The sequence below is a fragment of the Embleya hyalina genome (assembly GCF_003967355.1).
Classification (GTDB): Bacteria; Actinomycetota; Actinomycetes; order Streptomycetales; family Streptomycetaceae; genus Embleya; species Embleya hyalina.
On sequence record NZ_BIFH01000033.1, the window covers coordinates 185685 to 203573 of the forward strand.

The window sequence follows — 17889 nt, forward strand, 5'->3', positions numbered from 1 at the left end:
ATGGGCGACCTGCTTGCGGGCAAGCGCATTCTCGTCACCGGCGTCATCACCGACGCCTCTCTCGGCTTCCACGTCGCCAAGCGGGCCCAGGAGGAGGGCGCCGAGGTCGTACTGACCGGATTCGGCCGGCTCTCGCTGGTCAACCGCATCGCGAACCGACTGCCGAAGCCGGCCCCGGTGATCGAGCTGGACGTGACGAACGCCGAACATCTCGCGGCGCTCGCGGACAACGTGCGCGCGCACGTGCCGGCCCTGGACGGCGTCGTGCACTCGATCGCGTTCGGCCCGAAGGACGCCCTCGGCGGCAACTTCCTCAACACCGAGTGGCCCGACGTGGCCACCGCGGTGGAGGTCTCGGCGTACTCGCTGAAGTCGCTGACGATGGCCTGCCTGCCGCTCCTGGAGGCGAACGAGGGGCGCGGCGGCTCGGTCGTCGGCCTCGACTTCGACGCGCAGGTGGCGTGGCCGGGCTACGACTGGATGGGTGTGGCCAAGGCCGCGCTCGAGTCGACCTCGCGCTACCTGGCCAAGTACCTGGGCGAGAAGAACATCCGGGTCAACCTGATCTCCTCGGGCCCGGTCAAGACGATGGCCGCGAACAGCATCCCGGGCTTCGAGAAGTTCGAGGGCGTCTGGAACGAGAAGGCCCCGCTGGGCTGGGACCTGCGCGACTCGGACCCGGCCGCGCGGGGTGTGTGCGCGCTGCTGTCCGACTGGTTCCCGAAGACCACGGGAGAGGTCGTCCACGTCGACGGCGGCCTGCACGCGATCGGCGCCTGACCGCGCTTGGCGCGGCCCCCTCGTTGCCGCGCCGCGCGCGGGGCGACCGCGCCGCCGGGCGGCGGCTTCGGGGAAGCGGCCGAGGCGTCCACAGCCCGATCACCCGGCCGACGGGTCGGGGGGTCGGGCCGTGTCGTCGTGGGTCACGGAGCCGAGTGGGCACGCCGACGGCATCCGGCCGACGGCGCGGGCGCGGCCTCGATCGCGCACGTCGCGGCCCGGGGGGTGGGCGAGGGACCGCTCAACCGGTCGCGGCGGCGATCGTCGCCGCGATGCCGATCAGGACCGTGATCAGCAGCATGATGCCCAGGATGCCGCCGAGTTGTCTGGCGGAGGACTTGTTCGGGTCCGGCGGTGCCAGCACCGTCTGCCGGATCCCGTCGTCGCCGGACTCGGCGGCCTTGCGGGCCAGGATCTCGTTGCGCGCGTCGGACCGCGCGACTTCCTCCGCGTGCGTGCGCTCCTCGCGGGCCTTGCGGGCCGCCATCGCCCGCTCGTACCGCGCCTTCGAGGATTCGCCGGATGTAGCAGCCATGCGGACGAGTTTCGCAGACCGGCACCACCGAGCCGGCGGAGGGTGAGCCCGGCGCCCGGTTCGCCGCCCGCCTCCGGGTCGGGCACCGGCAGCCGGCTCGACGTGCGCCCCGGCACCCGGCGGACCGTGCGTTCGAATCCCCGCCTCGGGAACTCCGGCCGGCCGTCCGGGCGTTGTACACACGTGTGGGTCCCCTGCACGAGCGATGCCTCCCTCGGAAGATCGTTTCGGTATCGCCGCAGGTCACAGGGGGGTACGGGGAACGTTCCCCTTACACGTATCCCGGTATGCCCCGAGTGATCACGATGCCCCTCCTTCTCAGGGGTGGGGCCAGCCCTACTACGCAGGGGTGTCTGCCCCCCACCCAAGACACCGGTCCGCAGGATGTGGGGCCCGGTCGCCCGCCAATAGCGTTTCCGTGTCGAGGAAAACCTTCGGCAGCGGAGAACATAGGAGCGGGGACCATGGCATCCAGGCGCAATTTGGCCGCCTCGATCGGTGGCTGGAGTGCACAGCATCGGAAAACGGCGGTATTCGGGTGGCTGCTGTTCGTGGTCCTCGCCGTGGTGATCGGCGGTATGAGCGGGACGGACAAGATCACCGACGCCGAGCGCGGTGTGGGGGAGTCGGGTCGCGCGGCACGCATCATCGACGACGCCGGCATCAGTGAGCCCGCCGGCGAGATGATCCTGGTGCGCAGCGACAAGCTCGTCGCGCAGGACCCGAAGTTCCGTGCCGCCGTGGACGACGTGATCAACCGCGTCAACGCCACGCAGATCAAGGACAAGGGCCCCGCCACCCAGCACATGCGCTCTCCGTACGCCGGACAGGGCGGCATCTCCTCCGACAGTCGCTCGGCGCTGATCCAGTTCGACATGGCCGGGGACAGCGAGAAGGCCGTCGACAACATCCAGCCGGTCCTGGACGCGGTGGCCGCGGCCCGCGGCGCGCACCCCGACGTGGCCATCGAGCAGTTCGGCGACGCCAGCGGCGACAAGTGGTTCAAGGACACCATCGCCAAGGACTTCACCCGCGCCGAATGGACCGCCGTCCCGCTCGCGCTCGGCATCCTGCTCGTCGCGTTCGGCGCCGTGGTCGCCGCCCTGCTGCCGGTGGCCCTCGCGCTCACCGCGTTCATCGCCGCGGGCGGCCTGCTGGCGCTGAGCAGCCACCTGATGCCGGTGGGCGACAACGCGCAGTCGGTGATGTTGCTGATCGGCCTGGCCGTCGGCGTCGACTACTGCATGTTCTACCTGCGCCGGGAGCGGGAGGAGCGGGCCAAGGGCCGCGACCCCGAGACCGCGCTGCGGATCGCGGCCGCCACCTCCGGCCGGTCCGTGCTCATCTCCGGCATCACCGTGATCGTCGCGATGGCCGGCATGCTGCTCTCCGGTCTGAGCGAGTTCGAGTCGATGGCCTCCGCGACCATCCTGGTCGTGCTCACCGCGGTGCTCGGTTCGCTCACCGTGCTGCCCGCGCTGCTGTCGATGCTCGGCGACAAGGTGGACTTCGGCAAGATCCCCGGGCTGGCCAAGATGCGTCGCCCCACCGGCGGCAGCAAGGTCTGGGGCAAGATCCTGGGCGTGGTGCTCACCCGTCCCCGGGCCACCGCGGTGCTCGCCGGCGGTCTGCTGATCGCGCTGACCATCCCGGTGGTGGGCATGAAGACCGCCCAACTGCCGCTCGACAAGGAACTGCCCACCGACCTGTCCATCGTGCAGACCTACCAGCACATCGAGAAGGCGTTCCCCGGCGGCCCGGCGCCCGCCCAGGTCGTGGTCAAGACCAAGAACCCCGACGACCCCAAGCTCCTCGCGGCCTTCGAGGACTTCCGCCGCGCCGCGGTCGCCACCGGCAAGATGCACGAGCCGATCGAGGTCGAGCGCCAGGGCACCACGAACATCTTCAAGATCTCCGTACCGCTCGCCGGCGGCGGCCTCGACAAGACCAGCAACGACGCGCTGGCCACACTGCGGGACAAGGTCGTCCCGGAGACCCTGGACAAGGTCGACGGCGTCCAGGACGCCCCGGTCACCGGCAACACCGCGGGCAACAAGGACTTCAACGACAAGCTCGGCGCGGCCCGGCTGCCGATCTTCGCCTTCGTGCTCGGCTTCGCGTTCCTGCTCATGCTGGTGTCGTTCCGCTCGATCGCCATCGCGGCCACCGCGATCGTGCTCAACCTGCTGTCGGTGGGCGCGGCGTACGGCGTGATGACGCTGGTCTTCCAGCACGGCTACGGCGACTTCCTGATCGGCACCGACGCACCGGGGGCGGTCGTCTCCTGGATCCCGATGTTCCTGTTCGTGATCCTGTTCGGGCTGTCGATGGACTACCACGTGTTCGTGGTCTCCCGGATCCGTGAGGCCTACGACAAGGGCATGGACACCAAGGAAGCCGTGTCGCACGGGATTCGCACCACCGCCGGTGTGGTGACCAGCGCGGCGACGATCATGGTCGCGGTGTTCGCGGTCTTCGGCACCCTGTCGATGCAGTCGATGAAGCAGTTCGGTGTCGGCCTGGCGGTGGCGGTCCTGCTCGACGCCACGATCATCCGCGGTCTGCTGCTGCCGGCCGTGATGAGCCTGCTCGGCGACCACAACTGGTACCTGCCGCGCTGGCTGAACTGGCTGCCGCAGATGGACCACGGCGACGAGGCGGTCGACGTGCCGGCCCCGGCCGGCGAGCCGGTTCCGGCCTACGCCTCGGCGAACGGCTACGCGGCGCCCGGCTACGAGCCGGTGTACCCGGGGACCGGATACGACGAGAACGTGTCCTCCTCGCGGCGGATCCCCCGCCCGCCGGCCGGCTGACCCGAAGTCGGGTCACCACCGGCACCACGCCGGCGGTGACCCGACCACCCGCCACCTCCGCCGAAAGCACGGGTCGGGACCGGATACTCGGTCCCGACCCGTCGTGCGTGTCGGCGCCACCCGCCCGATTCGGCCGGCGCGGAAAACGGAAGCACCGACCCGCAGTGCACAACGGCCGATGTCTGAGAGGCTGAACCCATGGCATCCCACCGACAGCGCAATCTTGTGGTGATGAGGCACGCGAAGGCCGAGTGGCCCGACGGGCCGGACCACGAGCGACCCCTCGCCGAACGCGGCCGCAAGGACGCCGCCGAGACCGGGCACCGGCTGCTCGCCGGCGGCATCACCCCGGATCTGGTGGTGTGCTCCCCGGCGGTGCGCACCCGCGAGACCTGGCGGCTGCTCGGCAAGGTCTACGACCACAAGCCGCACACCGTCTACGACGAGCGGGTCTACGAGGCGAGCGCGCAGGCGCTCCTGTACCTCGTGCAGGAGACCCCCGACGAGGTCGACACGCTGCTGCTGATCGGGCACAACCCGGGAGTGGCCACGCTGGTCAACGCGTTGGCCGGCAGCGGTGAGGACGACACGCTCGTGCGGCTGCGGGAGAAGTACCCGACCTCGGCGGTGGCCGTACTCAGCCTGCACACCCCCTGGTCCGACCTCCAGGAACGCTCGGCCCACCTGACCAGATTCACCACCCCGGCCGGCTGACCACCGATTCCCGCGAGCACGTCGACCAACGCCGGACCGGCCACAGCCGGTCCGGCGCGAATCCGGTCGGTTCGGCGCGAATCCAGCCCGTCCGGCGTTTGAGTACAAGCTTTTCAGCCCGTCCGGCGTTTGAGGACGGCCGACCCGGCTCGGGGAGACCCGGGCACGCGGTCGGCCCCGAGCCGGTCGGCCGTACGGCGCTACGCGTCGGCCGCGTCGGCCGCCTCGATCTCGTCCCGCGCGACCCCGAGCAGGAACAACACGGTGTCCAGAAACGGCACGTTGACCGCCGTGTCCGCGGCCTCCCGAACCACCGGCTTCGCGTTGAACGCCACCCCGAGCCCCGCGGCGTTGAGCATGTCCAGGTCGTTCGCACCGTCACCGATCGCGACGGTGGCCGTCAACGGCACCCCCGCGTCCGCCGCGAAGCCGCGCAACAGCCGCGCCTTGCCCGCCCGGTCGACGATCTCGCCGACCACCCGCCCGGTGAGCTTGCCGTCGACCACCTCGAGGGTGTTCGCCGCGCTGTAGTCCAGCCCCAGCTTCTCCACCAGCGCGTCGGTGACCTGGGTGAATCCACCCGAGACGATGCCGACCTTGTAGCCGAGCCGCTTCAGCGTCCGCACCAGCGTGCGTGCCCCGCGCGTGAGGACGACCTGCTCGCGCACCCTGTCGATGGCGCTCTCGTCCAGCCCCGCGAGCAGCGCCACCCGGGCCCGCAGCGACTCGGCGAAGTCCAGCTCGCCCCGCATCGCGGCGGCGGTGACCTCGGCCACCTCGTCCAGACAGCCCGCATGCTCGGCGAGCAGTTCGATCACCTCGCCCTGGATCAGGGTCGAGTCGACGTCCATCACGATCAGCCGCTTGGCCCGGCGCCGCAGCCCGGACGGCTGGACCGCGATGTCCACCCCGCGCTCGGCGGCCTCGACGGCCAGTTCGAGCCGCAGCTTGTCGGTCTCCACGCCGGAGACCTGGAGCTCGATGGCGGTCACCGGATACTTGGCGAGTCGGAAGATCCGGTCGATGTTGGCGCCGGTGTTCGCGATCCGGTGCGCTATCCCGGCGAACGCGTCCGGCTCCAGCGGGTGGCCGAGCACGGTGACGTGCGAGCGGCCCTCGCCGCGCGGGCGGTTGTCGCCGACGCCGGACAGGATCTCCGCCTCCAGGCGCTCGCCGTCCGCCCAGCGGTGTACGCCGGCCCGCAGTCGGCCCTCGTCGGTCGGCGTGGTGATCAGGACGCACAGCGTGAGCCGGCCCCGGGTGACGGTCTGCTCGACGTCGACGACCTCGACGGTGTGGCCGGCCAGGACATCGAAAAGGCTCGCCGTCACCCCCGGTCGGTCCTTGCCGAAGATCTTGACGAGAAGAGTGCGCGGCGCATTCATGATGCTTCACGGTACCGGCCGTTCGAGATCGACCGCCGCACCGGTCCACACTGCGAACAGCCGACGAATCGCCGGGCGGGCCGGATTCACCCAGGCCAGGGGCCCGATCGGGTCGGTCCCTGCGGGTCGGGCGGGGGCGGCGGGCGGTGCGTGGGGTCGGGTCTGTTCGAGTACGGCGGCGGTCCGGGCGGCGCGGGTGGGCCGGGCGCGGGCGGCCGGGCCGAGGCGGGGCGCGGCGGGGGATACGGGGCGGGCCGGCCCGCCGGGTCGGGCGCACCCGGGTGCCGCGGCGCGGGCGGCGCCGTGTGGAGGGGGCGCGGCGGGCCGGCGGCGAGCGGCGCGGCGTCCGTCCGCCGATAGCGCACCCAGTCCGCGAGCGCGCCGCCGATGAAGCCGGCACACGCGCCCCACAGCAGCCCGAGCAGCACCGTCCACAAGTAGTCGGCGTGCAGCGATACCGACGCGCCGGGCGAGACCACCCCGCCGAACACCGACACCGCGACCTTGAGCTGAAGCCGCATCAGACAGGCGATCACCAGCAGCCCGCCGGCCAGCGCCACCGCGAACCGCCACGCGTGCTGGTGCGGGCGCACCGACGCGGGCGCGCGCAGCGCCATCAGGGTCCCGCCGAACAGCAGGAGCAGCGCGGAGAACAGCGGTACGAACCACGCCCGCGAGTCCAACTCGGCCAATCGGTCGATCCGGATCGGCAGACCGTCCCCCGCGGAGGCCTTGACCAGCTTGCCCAGCGGCCCGGGCAGACCGAACGAGAAGCCGCCGCCGGTCGGGTCGGTCGTGGTCGCCTTCCACGGGATGCCCAGGCCGAGCGAGGCGAGCAGCCAGACCGCGTTGGGCAGCGCGAAGAACATGCCGCCGATCATGCGCTTCGGCGCGGGCGCGGCGGCGGCCACGAACGGCGTACCCACCACGCCCGCGACCACCGCGGCGATCAGCACCGCCAGCACCCCGGCCACCGGGGGACGCAGCACCGCCCGATGCCGCAGCCACTTCACCGGCAGCGGCCCGCGCACGGACACCCCGACGGCGACGACCAGGGTGATCAGCAGCCACAACGCGCCGAAGGCGAGCGTGCCGGTCACGTCGGTCTCGAACCGGGCCGCGGCGCCCAGGCCGAGGACGTTCGTCAGATCCTGCGCCTTGGCGCCGCCGACCCGGGAGACGAACTGCTCGATGGGCAGCGTGTGTTCGCCCGTCGTCGCCACCACGCCGAGCGCGGCCGCGGTGAACACCAGCACCCGCACCCCGTGCAGGACCAGGTCCAACGCGCCGATCACCAGCCGGTGTCGCAGCGGACGCAGGAACAACCAGCCGAGCACCAGCGCGCCGATCAGGCCGATGCCGAGCAGCATGATGTCGACCTTGCCGCTGCCCTGCGCGAGCGAGACGTCACCGGTGAGTCGGCCGAGGACGTCGTCGCCCGTACCGCCTTTCTCGGTGCCCTTCAGATCGACTGTGCCACCGACCGCCAGCGCGACCACCGCCGCGACCAGCGCCGGCATCGTGCCCGAGCCCAGGTCGTCGGCGCCGAGCAGCCACAACCCGAGCCACGCGGCGGCGGCCATCGCGCCGAACGCCGCGAGCACCGCGCCGAACGCGTGCAGCCAGGGCGCGACACCGCCCCAGGAGGCGGGACCGGCCGTCGGCCGGGCGGGGGGCGGTGCGTTGTGCTGCTGCTGGTTCCAGGCCACGACCGCTCCTGTCACGTGCGACCCGACCGCCGGTCGAGCGGGACAAACTCGACTATCGAGCGCCCCGAGTCACACGTCAACGGATTCCCCCGGACTCCCCCCACATGCCACCCGCACGCCCCCGCGACCGCGCCGGCGACGACACGCCGGCGCCCGCGCTCCAACGGATCGGGGAGGCGGAAGGAGAAGTTGATGTCGGAATCGTCCTTCGGAGTGGTTCACGGTGCTTCCGGACGAGAAAGCCTGCCCGGGAAGCCCCCGCGTCCCTACACTCTCGAAGGGTGGGGGACAGCTATACGCCAGAAGGACCGGCAGTGCCGCACCTGACCGTCGGCACCAGCGCCGGTGCGCCCGTGATCCTCGATCCCGGGCGCGAACACGTCGTCGGTCGCGATCCGTCCTGCGCGATCGTGCTCGACGACCGCCGGGTGAGCCGACGGCACGCGATCCTGCGCGTCGGTCCCGACGGCTGGGAGTTCGTCGACGGCAACAGCGTCAACGGCTCGTGGATGCGCGGCAATCGAGTGCACCGCGTGGTCGTCGGCCGAGGCTGCGAGGTGCTGCTCGGCGACCCGGACGACGGCGATCCGCTGCGCCTCGCACCGGAGACGACCGCCACCGAGCCGGCGCCGCCGCGCCTCGCGCGACACGACCACGTACAGATCCCCGAACCGCCCGGTCGCGGCGAACCACCCCCGCGCCGCGCCAAGTCGCCGTACACCCCCGAGTCGCCGTCGATCCCCGAGCCGCCCTCCGTCCCCGAGCCGCCGCGCCGAGTCCCGGACCGGCCGAACCCGTTGGAGCGCGCGCACATCGGCGCCGGGCCCGCCGTCGACCCGCGCCCGAGCGTGGACCGGCAGCCCAGCATGGTCATCCCGCTCCCGGTCCGCACGCTGCGCATCGGCCGCGCGCTGGACAACGACCTGGTCCTCACCGACCTGATGGTCTCCCGCCACCACGCCGAGTTGCGCACCACACCCGGCGGCCGGCGCGAAATCGTCGACCTGGGCAGCCACAACGGCACGTTCCTCAACGGCCAACCGATCGAGCGGGCGCTGCTCGGCGAGGCCGATCTGGTCGGCATCGGGCACGCCACCTTCCGTCTCGACGGCCAGGAACTGCGCGAGTTCATCGACACCGGCGAGGTGTCCCTCGAGGTGCAGAACCTCACCGTCAAGGCCGGCAAGCGGGTCCTGCTCGACAACGTCTCCTTCCCGCTCGCCGAACGCAACCTGCTCGCCATCGTCGGCGGTTCCGGCGCGGGCAAGTCCACCCTGCTCGGCGCGCTCACCGGCAGTCGGCGCGCGGCCAGCGGCAAGATCCTCTACGACGGCCGCGACCTGTACGCGAACAACGCCGAACTGCGCCAGCGCATCGGCCTGGTGCCGCAGGACGACATCCTGCACGCCCAACTCACCGCGCGCACCGCGCTGCGCTACGCCGCGCAACTGCGCTTCCCCGAGGACACCGAGGCGGCCGAGCGCGAGCGCCGGGTGGAGGAGGTGATCGGCGAACTGAGCCTGGACAAGGTGCCGCGCGGGGCCGCCTCGCCGTACGCCGACACCAAGGTCAGCAGCCTCTCCGGCGGCCAGCGCAAGCGGGTCAGCGTCGCCGTCGAACTGCTCACCAAACCGTCCGTGTTGTTCCTCGACGAGCCCACCTCCGGCCTGGACGAGGGCCTGGAGCGCTCGGTGATGGAGAAGCTGCGCGAACTCGCCGACGACGGCCGTACGGTCATCGTGGTCACCCACAGCACCCGGAGCCTGAACGTCTGCGACCGCGTGCTCGTGCTCGCGCCCGGCGGTCGGATCGCCTTCTTCGGCCCGCCCGACGAGGCGCTGCCGTTCTTCGGCAAGGGCGACTGGCCCGAGGTCTTCACCATGTTCGACGACGAGCCCGACCGCGATTACGAAGGCCCGTTCCGTCGCTCGGAGTTGTACGGCAGGTACATAGAGGTCGGCCGGGACCGCGCGCACGCCGAACAGGGCGAACGGCCGCAGGCGAAGCCGCCCAAACCGCAGGGCTGGTTCTCCCAACTGACCACGCTGTCCCGGCGCTACCTCGCGGTGATCGCCTCCGACCGCAAATACCTGGCGCTGCTGGCCATAGCGCCGCTGTTCCTGGGCATGCTCTGCCGGGTCATCCCGGGCAAGCTGGTCAGTCCGGCGGGGGCGCCGCCGGGGTCGAACCAGGAGGCGACCACCAAGCTGCTCGTGCTGTTCGTGATCAGCGGCCTGATGGGCACCGCGACGGCGGTCAACGAGTTGATCAAGGAACGCGCGATCTACCGCCGCGAGCGCAGCGCCGGCCTCTCGGTCTCGGCCTACCTCGGCTCGAAGATCCTGGTGCTCGGCCTGATCTCCGCGATCCAGGGCGCGGTGCTCACCGCCGTCGCGCTGGTCGGCGTGAAGCTGCCCGCCAAGGGCGTCGTGCTCAGCCCGGCGATCGTCGAGATCGGCATCGCGGTGGTGTTGTCCGCGATCGCGGCGATGGCGGTGGGGCTGGTGGTCTCCGCCTCGATCGGCAGCGCCGAGTTGGCGATGCCGCTGCTCGTGGTGATCGCGATCGTGCAGGTGGTGCTGTGCGGCGGCCTGTTCCCGCTCAACGGCAAGGCCGGCATCGAGCAGATCGCCTGGCTGGCCCCGGCCCGCTGGGCCTTCGCCGCGTCGGGCAGCACGATAGACCTCGCCACCCAACTGCCGCTCAAACCGGGGGAGTCCCCGGATCCGCTGTGGAAGCACGAGCCGGCCGTCTGGTATCGCAACATCGGCATCCTGGTCGGCCAGATCGCGATATACGGGACGATCGCGCTGCTCATGCTGCGCCGCCTCGACCCGAAGACGCGACGCCGGCGCGGCAGGTAGCACGCTCCGGCGGCGTTCGGGTCCTCACGGACGCACGGCGGCCAGGATCGTGGTCGTCAACACCTCGGGCGCGGCCTCGGCGGTGAGCCTGCCCGCCTGTACCTCGGCCGCCGCCGCGTGGACCAGGCTGTAGAGCACGGTCACCAGCCAGTCGGCGGGCAGGTCCGCCCGGATCGTCCCGGCCGTCCGCCCGTCGAGCAGCAACCGCCGGATCGGGCCCAGGAGGCGCTCGTGCCGCTCGCGCATCCGGTCCGGGGTCAGCGTCGCCGACACGGCGGCGAACAGCGTCGAGTGCCGGTCGAGGATGCGCCACGAGGAGCGGATCAGCCGGGCCGGCGCGACGTCGGCCGGCGCGGTGTCGGCGGCCTCGCCTGCGCGGTGATCGCCGCGGCGGCGGCCGCGGCGTCGGCCGTACTGCTGCCGCGCGATCGTCCGGATCCGGATCAGGCCCGGGCGATGGCGCACTGAGGAGGACCGGCCGCGCGGGAGGCGGGTCGAACCGCTCAGGCGCGGTCCGGCTCCAGCGCCGCGCCGTACGCGGCGACCATCGCTCGTCGGCACGCCCGCTCCAGCGGGGCCAACGCGAGCAGGCGCGCGGATATCTCGGCCGCGCTGACCGCCCCGCCGTCCTCGCCGCTCGCCACCCGCACCACGGTGTGGATCCGGCGTGCCTGGTCCAGCACCCGCCCGGCCCGGCCCGGATGGCCCGGCGCGATCCGGGTGTCCGAATCCTTGCGGTACAGCCCGGCCAGCGCGCGCTGCGCGGCCGGTCCGCCGCCGGCCACGTCCAGCCGGGTCAGGTCCTCGATCGTGTCCCGCATCGCCTCGGCCAACTCGCGCTCGGCCTCGGCCAGGAACGGGCCGGGCGCGGGCCGGTCGGCCACCTCGAACATGGTCCAGGCCACCCGTACCGTCGCGTCGTCGGCCGTGCCGTGCCGGGTCACCGAGGGCACCAGACCGTAGGCCACACCCGGCGCGCCGACGGTGATCGCCGCCTCGCCCGCGTCGAGCGCGAGGTCGTTGAAGGCGGGCGGCCCCGGCAGCGCGAGCGGATCGCCGGCCACCGGCAGCGCCAGCCGCAGCCCGCGCACCCCCGACGCGCGCAGCCGCCCGAGCGCGAGCGACAGACCGACCGGCCCGGACTCGCCGGGTACGCCCGACACCCGATGCGGCTCGTCGGTACCGACGATCTCGGTCACCGCGTCGTCCGGCGGAACGTGCCCGGCCAGCAGGGCATTGCCCCATGCGACGAGAAGTCCGGAGCGGGGTTCGGCATGCATGCGGACAAGCGTAAGGGTGCTCACACGGGTGCTCACAACGCTCCCGGACAGGACCGGAGGTGGTTCGGTGTCATAGGTTTCTCCCGGACCGGGTGCAACAACGCGGGACCACGGAGCGAGGCGGTGATCCCACACAAGGGGATGCCGTCCGGCGGCGTAGCGCACGATGGGGAGCTGGCAGGGATGAGCGACGTTCTCGAACTGGTTGACGTATCGGTGGTGCGCGACGGTCGCCCTCTGGTGGACCAGGTGACCTGGTCGGTCGCGGAAGGCGAGCGCTGGATCGTCGTCGGACCCAACGGCGCGGGCAAGACCACGATGCTGCAACTTGCGTCCACCTACCTGTTCCCGACCTCCGGCACGGTCGCCGTACTGGGCGAGAAGCTGGGCTCGGTGGACGTGTTCGAGCTGCGTCCGCGCGTGGGCATGGCGTCCGCCGCGCTGACCGACAAACTGCCGCGGCGCGAGCGGGTTCTGGACATCGTGCTGACCGCCGCCTACGGGATGACCGCCAAGTGGCACGAGCGCTACGACGCCGAGGACGAGCAGCGCGCCCGGCGGCTGCTCGACCATCTCGGCATGGCCGCATACGTGGACCGCACGTTCGGCACGCTGTCCGAGGGCGAGCGCAAGCGGGTACAGATCGCCCGCGCGCTGATGACCGACCCCGAACTGCTGCTGCTCGACGAGCCGGCCGCGGGGCTCGACCTGGGCGGACGCGAGGACCTGGTGCGTCGGCTCGGCGCGTTGGCGGCCGACCCGTACGCGCCCTCGATGATCCTCGTGAGCCACCACGTCGAGGAGATCCCGCCGGGCTTCACCCACATTCTGATGATCCGTCAGGGGCAGGTGCTCGCGGCCGGTCCGATCGCCGAGACCCTGAACTCGCGCAACCTGTCGCACTGTTTCGGTCTGCCGCTGATCGTCGAGCAGCAGTACGGGCGTTGGTCGGCGCGCGGGCTGCCGATGCCGGAGGCCCCGGAGGCGCACTGACTCGGCACGCGGCCGATCCCACGCGGGGCGTCGGTCGTTCGTCCACGCCGATCATTGGTCCGAGAACACCCTCCTGATCCGTGCGCCCACGATCTACGATGAAGACGTGGACGCATGGATGTGGTGGCTCATCGCGGTCGGGGCGTTCGGCATTTTCGGCGTGCTCACCTCCTTCGTGGAGATGGGCATGCTCGCGGTGGCCGCGATCGCGGCCACGATCGCGGCGGCGGCCGGTGGCAACTTCCTGGTCCAGTCGGTGGTGTTCGCGGTCGTCTCGATCGTGCTGCTCGCTTTCGTGCGACCGGTCGTGGTCCGACACAACAACACGCCCGGGACCCGGACCGGGATCGACGCGCTCAAGGGCGCCAGCGCCGTGGTGCTGGAGCGGGTGGACGAGCACGGCGGCCGGATCAAGCTCAACGGCGAGGTCTGGTCGGCCCGCACGCTGGACACCACGGCCGTGTTCGAGCCCGGAGCCCAGGTGGACGTCGCGGACATCGACGGCGCCACCGCCGTGGTGATGTGACGATCCCATCGGTTGCGCCGACCGTGTTGACGTCCCACGCCGGCCCGCGAACCCCTAGGCTCGAACCAGCCTCGAAATTCGCAGGCAGCCGCAGGCACGCAGGACCTCGGGAGAGATCGTGAAGGCCACCGCCGTCATCGTTCTGGTCGTACTCGTACTGCTGGTGGTCGTCGCCCTGGTCAAGACGGTCAAGGTGATCCCCCAGGCGAGCGCCGCCATCGTGGAGCGTTTCGGGCGCTACACCCGCACTCTGCACGCCGGACTCAACATCCTCGTGCCGTTCATCGACCGGATCCGGCAGATGATCGACCTGCGCGAACAGGTCGTCCCGTTCCCGCCGCAACCGGTGATCACAGAGGACAACCTGGTCGTCCAGATCGACACCGTCATCTACTTCCAGGTCACCGACCCGCGCGCGGCCACCTACGAGATCGCCAACTACATCCAGGCGATCGAGCAGCTGACCATCACCACGCTGCGCAACATCATCGGTGGCATGGACCTCGAACAGACGCTCACCTCGCGCGAGGAGATCAACGCGGGTCTGCGCGGCGTACTCGACGAGGCGACCGGACGCTGGGGTATCCGGGTCAACCGGGTCGAGCTCAAGGCGATCGAGCCGCCGCCCTCCATCCAGGACTCGATGGAGAAGCAGATGCGCGCCGAGCGGGACAAGCGCGCGGCGATCCTGACCGCCGAGGGCCACCAGCGCTCGCAGGTGCTCACCGCCGAGGGCGACAAGGAAGCCGCCGTGCTGCGCGCCGAGGGTGAGCGGCAGGCCGCGGTGATCCGCGCCGAGGGCGAGGCGCGCGCGATCGAGACCGTCTTCGAGGCGATCCACGCGGGCGAGGTCGACAACAAGCTGCTGGCCTACCAATACCTCCAGATGTTGCCGAGGATCGCCGAGGGCAGCTCGAACAAGCTGTGGATCCTGCCCAGCGAGGTCACCCGCGCGCTGGAGGGCATCGGCGACGCGGTCGGCAACCTGTCGCCGAACGGTTCCGGCCCGGCACACCGCGTGCCGCGGTTGCCGCTCGAGGAGGAGCCGGCCTGGCCCGGTTCGGCCACACCCTCCGCCGGCCCGCCGTCCCCGATCGGGCCGATCTCCGGCCCGCCCGCCCCGGTACGCAAGCAGCCGGCCGGGAACGGAGCCCCGTCGGCGCCGCGCCCGCCCGCCGAGCCGCCGACCGTCCCGGCCCCGCCGATCGACCCGCCGCGTCGTGGCGGCGCGCCCGCCGGCGACGTGGAGCCGCCGCACATCGAGCGTGGCCACCGCCCACCGCGCTGAGGCCGCACCGCCTGCTGCGATGATCGTCGCGTCACGGCCACGGGGGACCGGCGCAGTCCTCCCGGCGCCACGGTCATCGCGGCGAAGCGGGTGGGCACGATGGGCATGAGCTGGTGGGAAGCACTGGCGATCTTCGCCGCGGGCATCGCGGCCGGCGGGATCAACACGGTGGTCGGATCCGGCACCCTGATCACCTTCCCCGTGCTGCTCGGCTTCGGCTACTCGCCGGTGACCGCGAACGTGTCGAACACCATCGGCCTGGTCCCCGGCTCGATCAGCGGCGCCATCGGCTACCGCCGCGAACTCGCCGGCCAGCGCCCGCGCCTGCTCCGTCTGGGCCTGGCCTCCCTGCTCGGCGGCATCACCGGCGCGATCCTGCTGCTCACGCTGCCGGCGGGGGCGTTCAAGGCGATCGTCCCGGTCCTGATCGTGATCGCCCTGGTGCTGGTGGTCCTGCAACCCCGCCTGGCCCGGAGCCTCGCCGCCCGCCGCGCCGAGAACGGCACATCCGGGGAGGGCCCGCGCCACGGCGGCCCGCTGCTGTGGGTGGCCGTCTTCGCCACCGGCATCTACGGCGGCTACTTCGGCGCCGCCCAGGGGGTGTTGCTGCTCGCCCTGTTCGGCGTGTTCATCGCCGAGAACCTCCAGCGGATGAACGCGGTCAAGAACGTACTCGCCGCCGTCGTCAACGGCGTCGCGGCCATCCTGTTCATGGTCGTCGCCGACGTCGCGTGGTGGGTGGTCCTGCTGATCGCCCTGGGCTCGGTGATCGGCGGCCAGATAGGCGCCAAGGTCGGCCGCAAGCTCCCGCCGACGGTCCTTCGGGCGGTGATCGTGGTGGTCGGCTCGGTGGCGGTGATCCGGCTGCTGCTGTAGCGGGAGGCCCGGACCGACGGCGGGAGCGGGCCGCTCGCGCGCGGGGGCGGTCGAAGACGTCGGTGTCGATGCCGGGGGTCATGGTGCACGGCCCCTTCGTCGTGCTCTCTTGTGGTTACTCGGGAACTGTAGGAGAGTGAGTGCTGACCTGGAAGAACGCACTTTTCGGTGACTGGGGAACCAGATGGGGACCAAGCAGCAACTCGTGGGCCTGCCCGAGGACGCGGACCTGCGACGCGCGGACTCCCTGGCACGGGAGATCTTCTCCGACGTCGCCAACAAGTGGGCGCTGCTGATCATCGAGGCGTTGGGCGAGCGCACGCTGCGCTTCAGCGAGCTGCGCGCGGAGGTGGAGGGCATCAGCCACAAGATGCTCACCCAGAACCTGCGCATGCTGGAACGCAATGGCCTGCTCGACCGGAAGGTGTATCCGACCGTGCCGCCACGGGTCGAGTACACCCTCACCGAGCCGGGCCGCGGCCTGCGCGCCACCGTCGACGCGATGTGCGGCTGGACGCACCGAAACCTGAGCCACATCGAGAACGCGCGCGGCCGCTTCGACGCGTGACGCGTCGGGCGGCGCCATGACCGCGCGGCGCGGGCGTCGGGCGGCGCGGGACGGGGCCCGGGCATCGATCGGGCGCGATGCCGGTACGTGTGCGCCCGGAACGCCTGTGTGCGGTCGTTCGGCGTGGTGACCGGCCGCCGCTCCCGGGCCGGCCGATCCGCATGCCGGGTCGTGTGCACGCCGATCGTCCGCGTGTGGATGGATTCGCGTCGCGGACGGGCGTCGCCGACGGGCGGTGCTGCGCGGGCCGGTCGTGTGTGCCCCGATCCATCCGTGCGCGGACGGCCTGCGCGTCGACCGATCACCGTTCCGTCGCCGACGGAGGTCCACGGCCGAGCCGGTCGTGTGCGCCATGGTCGCGGGTCACGCGCCACGGCCCGCTGCGCGCGGATGGGTTGCCTCGCGGCCGGCTCGGCGCCGATGATCCGTTGTCGGTGCCGCGCGCACTCCACCGCCTGTGGGGTCCGCGTGCCTTCACCCGCCGGCCCCGGGCCACCGCGTGCGTGGGCGAAGGGCCGTGAAACGATGCGCGGATGCCCGCGACCCCACCTTCGACCCACACCGCCCTCGGCCTGGCCCTGGGCGTCGGCCTCGATCTCGCGTTCGGTGATCCGCAGCGCGGCCATCCCGTGGCCGGCTTCGGGATCCTCGCCGGGCGGGTGGAGCGGGCCATGCACGGCGACAGCCGGGCGCGCGGCGTCGCCTACAGCGCGCTGTGCGTCGGGGCCACCACCGCGCTCGCGCTGGGGGTGCGTCGGGCCGTCGCGGGCCGGCCCGCGGCCACCGTCCTGGCCACCGCCGGCTGCACCTGGGCCGTGCTCGGTGGCACCACCCTGCGCCGCGAGGCCCGGGCGATCGCCGCACCGCTGGTGGCCGGCGACCGGACCGCCGCCAGGGACGCGCTGCCGCGCCTGGTGGGACGCGACCCGAGCCGGCTGGACGACAAGGGCATCGCTCGGGCCGTGGTCGAGTCGGTGGCGGAGAACACGTCCGACGCGGTGGTGGCGCCGTTGTTCTGGGGCGCGGTCGCGGGCATCCCGGGCCTGCTCGGCTACCGCGCGATCAACACCCTGGACGCGATGGTCGGCCACCACACCCCGCGCCACGAGAACTTCGGCTGGGCCTCGGCCCGCCTGGACGACGCCGCCAATTGGCCGGCCGCGCGACTCACCGGGCTGCTCACCGTGGCGGCGGCCCCCGTGGTCGGCGGCGATCGAGCCCGTGCGTGGGCCGTGTTGCGGCGGGACGGCGGCAGCCACCCCAGCCCCAACGCGGGCCGCTGCGAGGCGTCCGCCGCCGGCGCGCTGGATGTCACGCTCGGCGGCCGGAACGTCTATGCCGGCCGTACCGAGGACCGGCCCCGGCTCGGCGACGGCCCACCCCCCGTCCCCGCCGACATAGCGCGCGCCAACCGCCTCTCGGCGACGGTCGGCCTGGCCGCCGCCGCCCTGGCCGTGGGCGCGGTGGCCGCCCGCGCCGCGGTCGCCGCCCGCGCGGCGCGCCGCACCGGCAGGGCGGTCCGATGAGCGTGCGGTTTCGTGAGCGGGTACCAACCAGG

Annotated in this window: 14 protein-coding genes and 1 pseudogene; 10 read left to right on the forward strand and 5 right to left on the reverse strand. The window is 72.1% G+C overall.

The window, feature by feature from the left end; all coding sequences use genetic code 11:
* Complete coding sequence (gene fabI / locus EMA17_RS36005) at positions 1-780, forward strand: enoyl-ACP reductase FabI (protein ID WP_126641372.1); 780 nt, start codon at positions 1-3, stop codon at positions 778-780.
* A gap of 241 nt (positions 781-1021) precedes the next feature.
* On the opposite strand, the gene EMA17_RS36010 is transcribed toward fabI, so the two are convergent.
* The gene (locus EMA17_RS36010; protein WP_126641373.1) at positions 1022-1315 is read right to left on the reverse strand and encodes a hypothetical protein; all 294 of its coding nucleotides are present in this window, start codon (positions 1313-1315) and stop codon (positions 1022-1024) included.
* A 464-nt stretch (positions 1316-1779) separates the two neighbouring features.
* Between EMA17_RS36010 and EMA17_RS36015 the strand changes: the two genes are divergently transcribed.
* Both EMA17_RS36015 and EMA17_RS36020 read left to right on the forward strand, forming a co-directional pair.
* Positions 1780-4128 (forward strand): MMPL family transporter, encoded by a 2349-nt coding sequence (locus tag EMA17_RS36015; RefSeq protein ID WP_126641374.1) that lies wholly within the window; start codon positions 1780-1782, stop codon positions 4126-4128.
* A 198-nt stretch (positions 4129-4326) separates the two neighbouring features.
* Positions 4327-4842, forward strand: coding sequence for a SixA phosphatase family protein (locus EMA17_RS36020; RefSeq protein ID WP_371863095.1), 516 nt, complete (start codon positions 4327-4329; stop codon positions 4840-4842).
* A 200-nt stretch (positions 4843-5042) separates the two neighbouring features.
* Here EMA17_RS36020 and serB read toward each other — a convergent pair whose 3' ends face one another.
* Entirely contained in the window at positions 5043-6227 is a 1185-nt protein-coding gene (serB, locus tag EMA17_RS36025; RefSeq protein WP_126641375.1) for a phosphoserine phosphatase SerB, read from the reverse strand.
* Between the two features lie 86 nt (positions 6228-6313).
* A complete protein-coding gene (locus EMA17_RS36030; protein WP_126641376.1) occupies positions 6314-7936 on the reverse strand; it encodes a streptophobe family protein in 1623 nt (540 codons plus the stop codon).
* 314 nt (positions 7937-8250) lie between these two features.
* Here EMA17_RS36030 and EMA17_RS36035 point away from each other — a divergent pair, with 314 nt between their 5' ends.
* On the forward strand, positions 8251-10800 hold the full coding sequence (locus EMA17_RS36035; RefSeq protein ID WP_126641377.1) for an FHA domain-containing protein: 2550 nt from the start codon (positions 8251-8253) through the stop codon (positions 10798-10800).
* Positions 10801-10824: 24 nt separating this feature from the next.
* Here the strand turns inward: EMA17_RS36035 and EMA17_RS36040 are convergent, their stop codons facing one another.
* Both EMA17_RS36040 and EMA17_RS36045 read right to left on the reverse strand, forming a co-directional pair.
* Entirely contained in the window at positions 10825-11265 is a 441-nt protein-coding gene (locus EMA17_RS36040; protein ID WP_126641378.1) for a hypothetical protein, read from the reverse strand.
* 38 nt (positions 11266-11303) lie between these two features.
* Positions 11304-12080, reverse strand: a complete 777-nt coding sequence (locus EMA17_RS36045) for an Rv1486c family protein (RefSeq protein WP_126641379.1) — start codon at positions 12078-12080, stop codon at positions 11304-11306.
* 183 nt (positions 12081-12263) lie between these two features.
* Between EMA17_RS36045 and EMA17_RS36050 the strand changes: the two genes are divergently transcribed.
* The 6 genes and pseudogenes from EMA17_RS36050 to EMA17_RS36075 all read left to right on the forward strand — a co-directional run bounded on the left by EMA17_RS36050 (position 12264) and on the right by EMA17_RS36075 (position 17857).
* Positions 12264-13073: an ABC transporter ATP-binding protein gene (locus EMA17_RS36050; protein ID WP_126641380.1), complete on the forward strand. Its 810-nt coding sequence runs from the start codon at positions 12264-12266 to the stop codon at positions 13071-13073.
* Positions 13074-13191: 118 nt separating this feature from the next.
* A complete protein-coding gene (locus EMA17_RS36055) occupies positions 13192-13599 on the forward strand; it encodes an NfeD family protein (RefSeq protein WP_126641417.1) in 408 nt (135 codons plus the stop codon).
* A 118-nt stretch (positions 13600-13717) separates the two neighbouring features.
* Positions 13718-14632, forward strand: a pseudogene (locus EMA17_RS36060) (SPFH domain-containing protein); the annotation flags it as partial.
* A gap of 360 nt (positions 14633-14992) precedes the next feature.
* Positions 14993-15763: a sulfite exporter TauE/SafE family protein gene (locus EMA17_RS36065; protein ID WP_126641382.1), complete on the forward strand. Its 771-nt coding sequence runs from the start codon at positions 14993-14995 to the stop codon at positions 15761-15763.
* A gap of 184 nt (positions 15764-15947) precedes the next feature.
* Positions 15948-16331, forward strand: coding sequence for a winged helix-turn-helix transcriptional regulator (locus EMA17_RS36070; protein WP_126641383.1), 384 nt, complete (start codon positions 15948-15950; stop codon positions 16329-16331).
* A 533-nt stretch (positions 16332-16864) separates the two neighbouring features.
* Positions 16865-17857: a cobalamin biosynthesis protein gene (locus EMA17_RS36075; protein ID WP_126641384.1), complete on the forward strand. Its 993-nt coding sequence runs from the start codon at positions 16865-16867 to the stop codon at positions 17855-17857.
* The last annotated feature ends 32 nt before the right edge of the window (positions 17858-17889 follow it).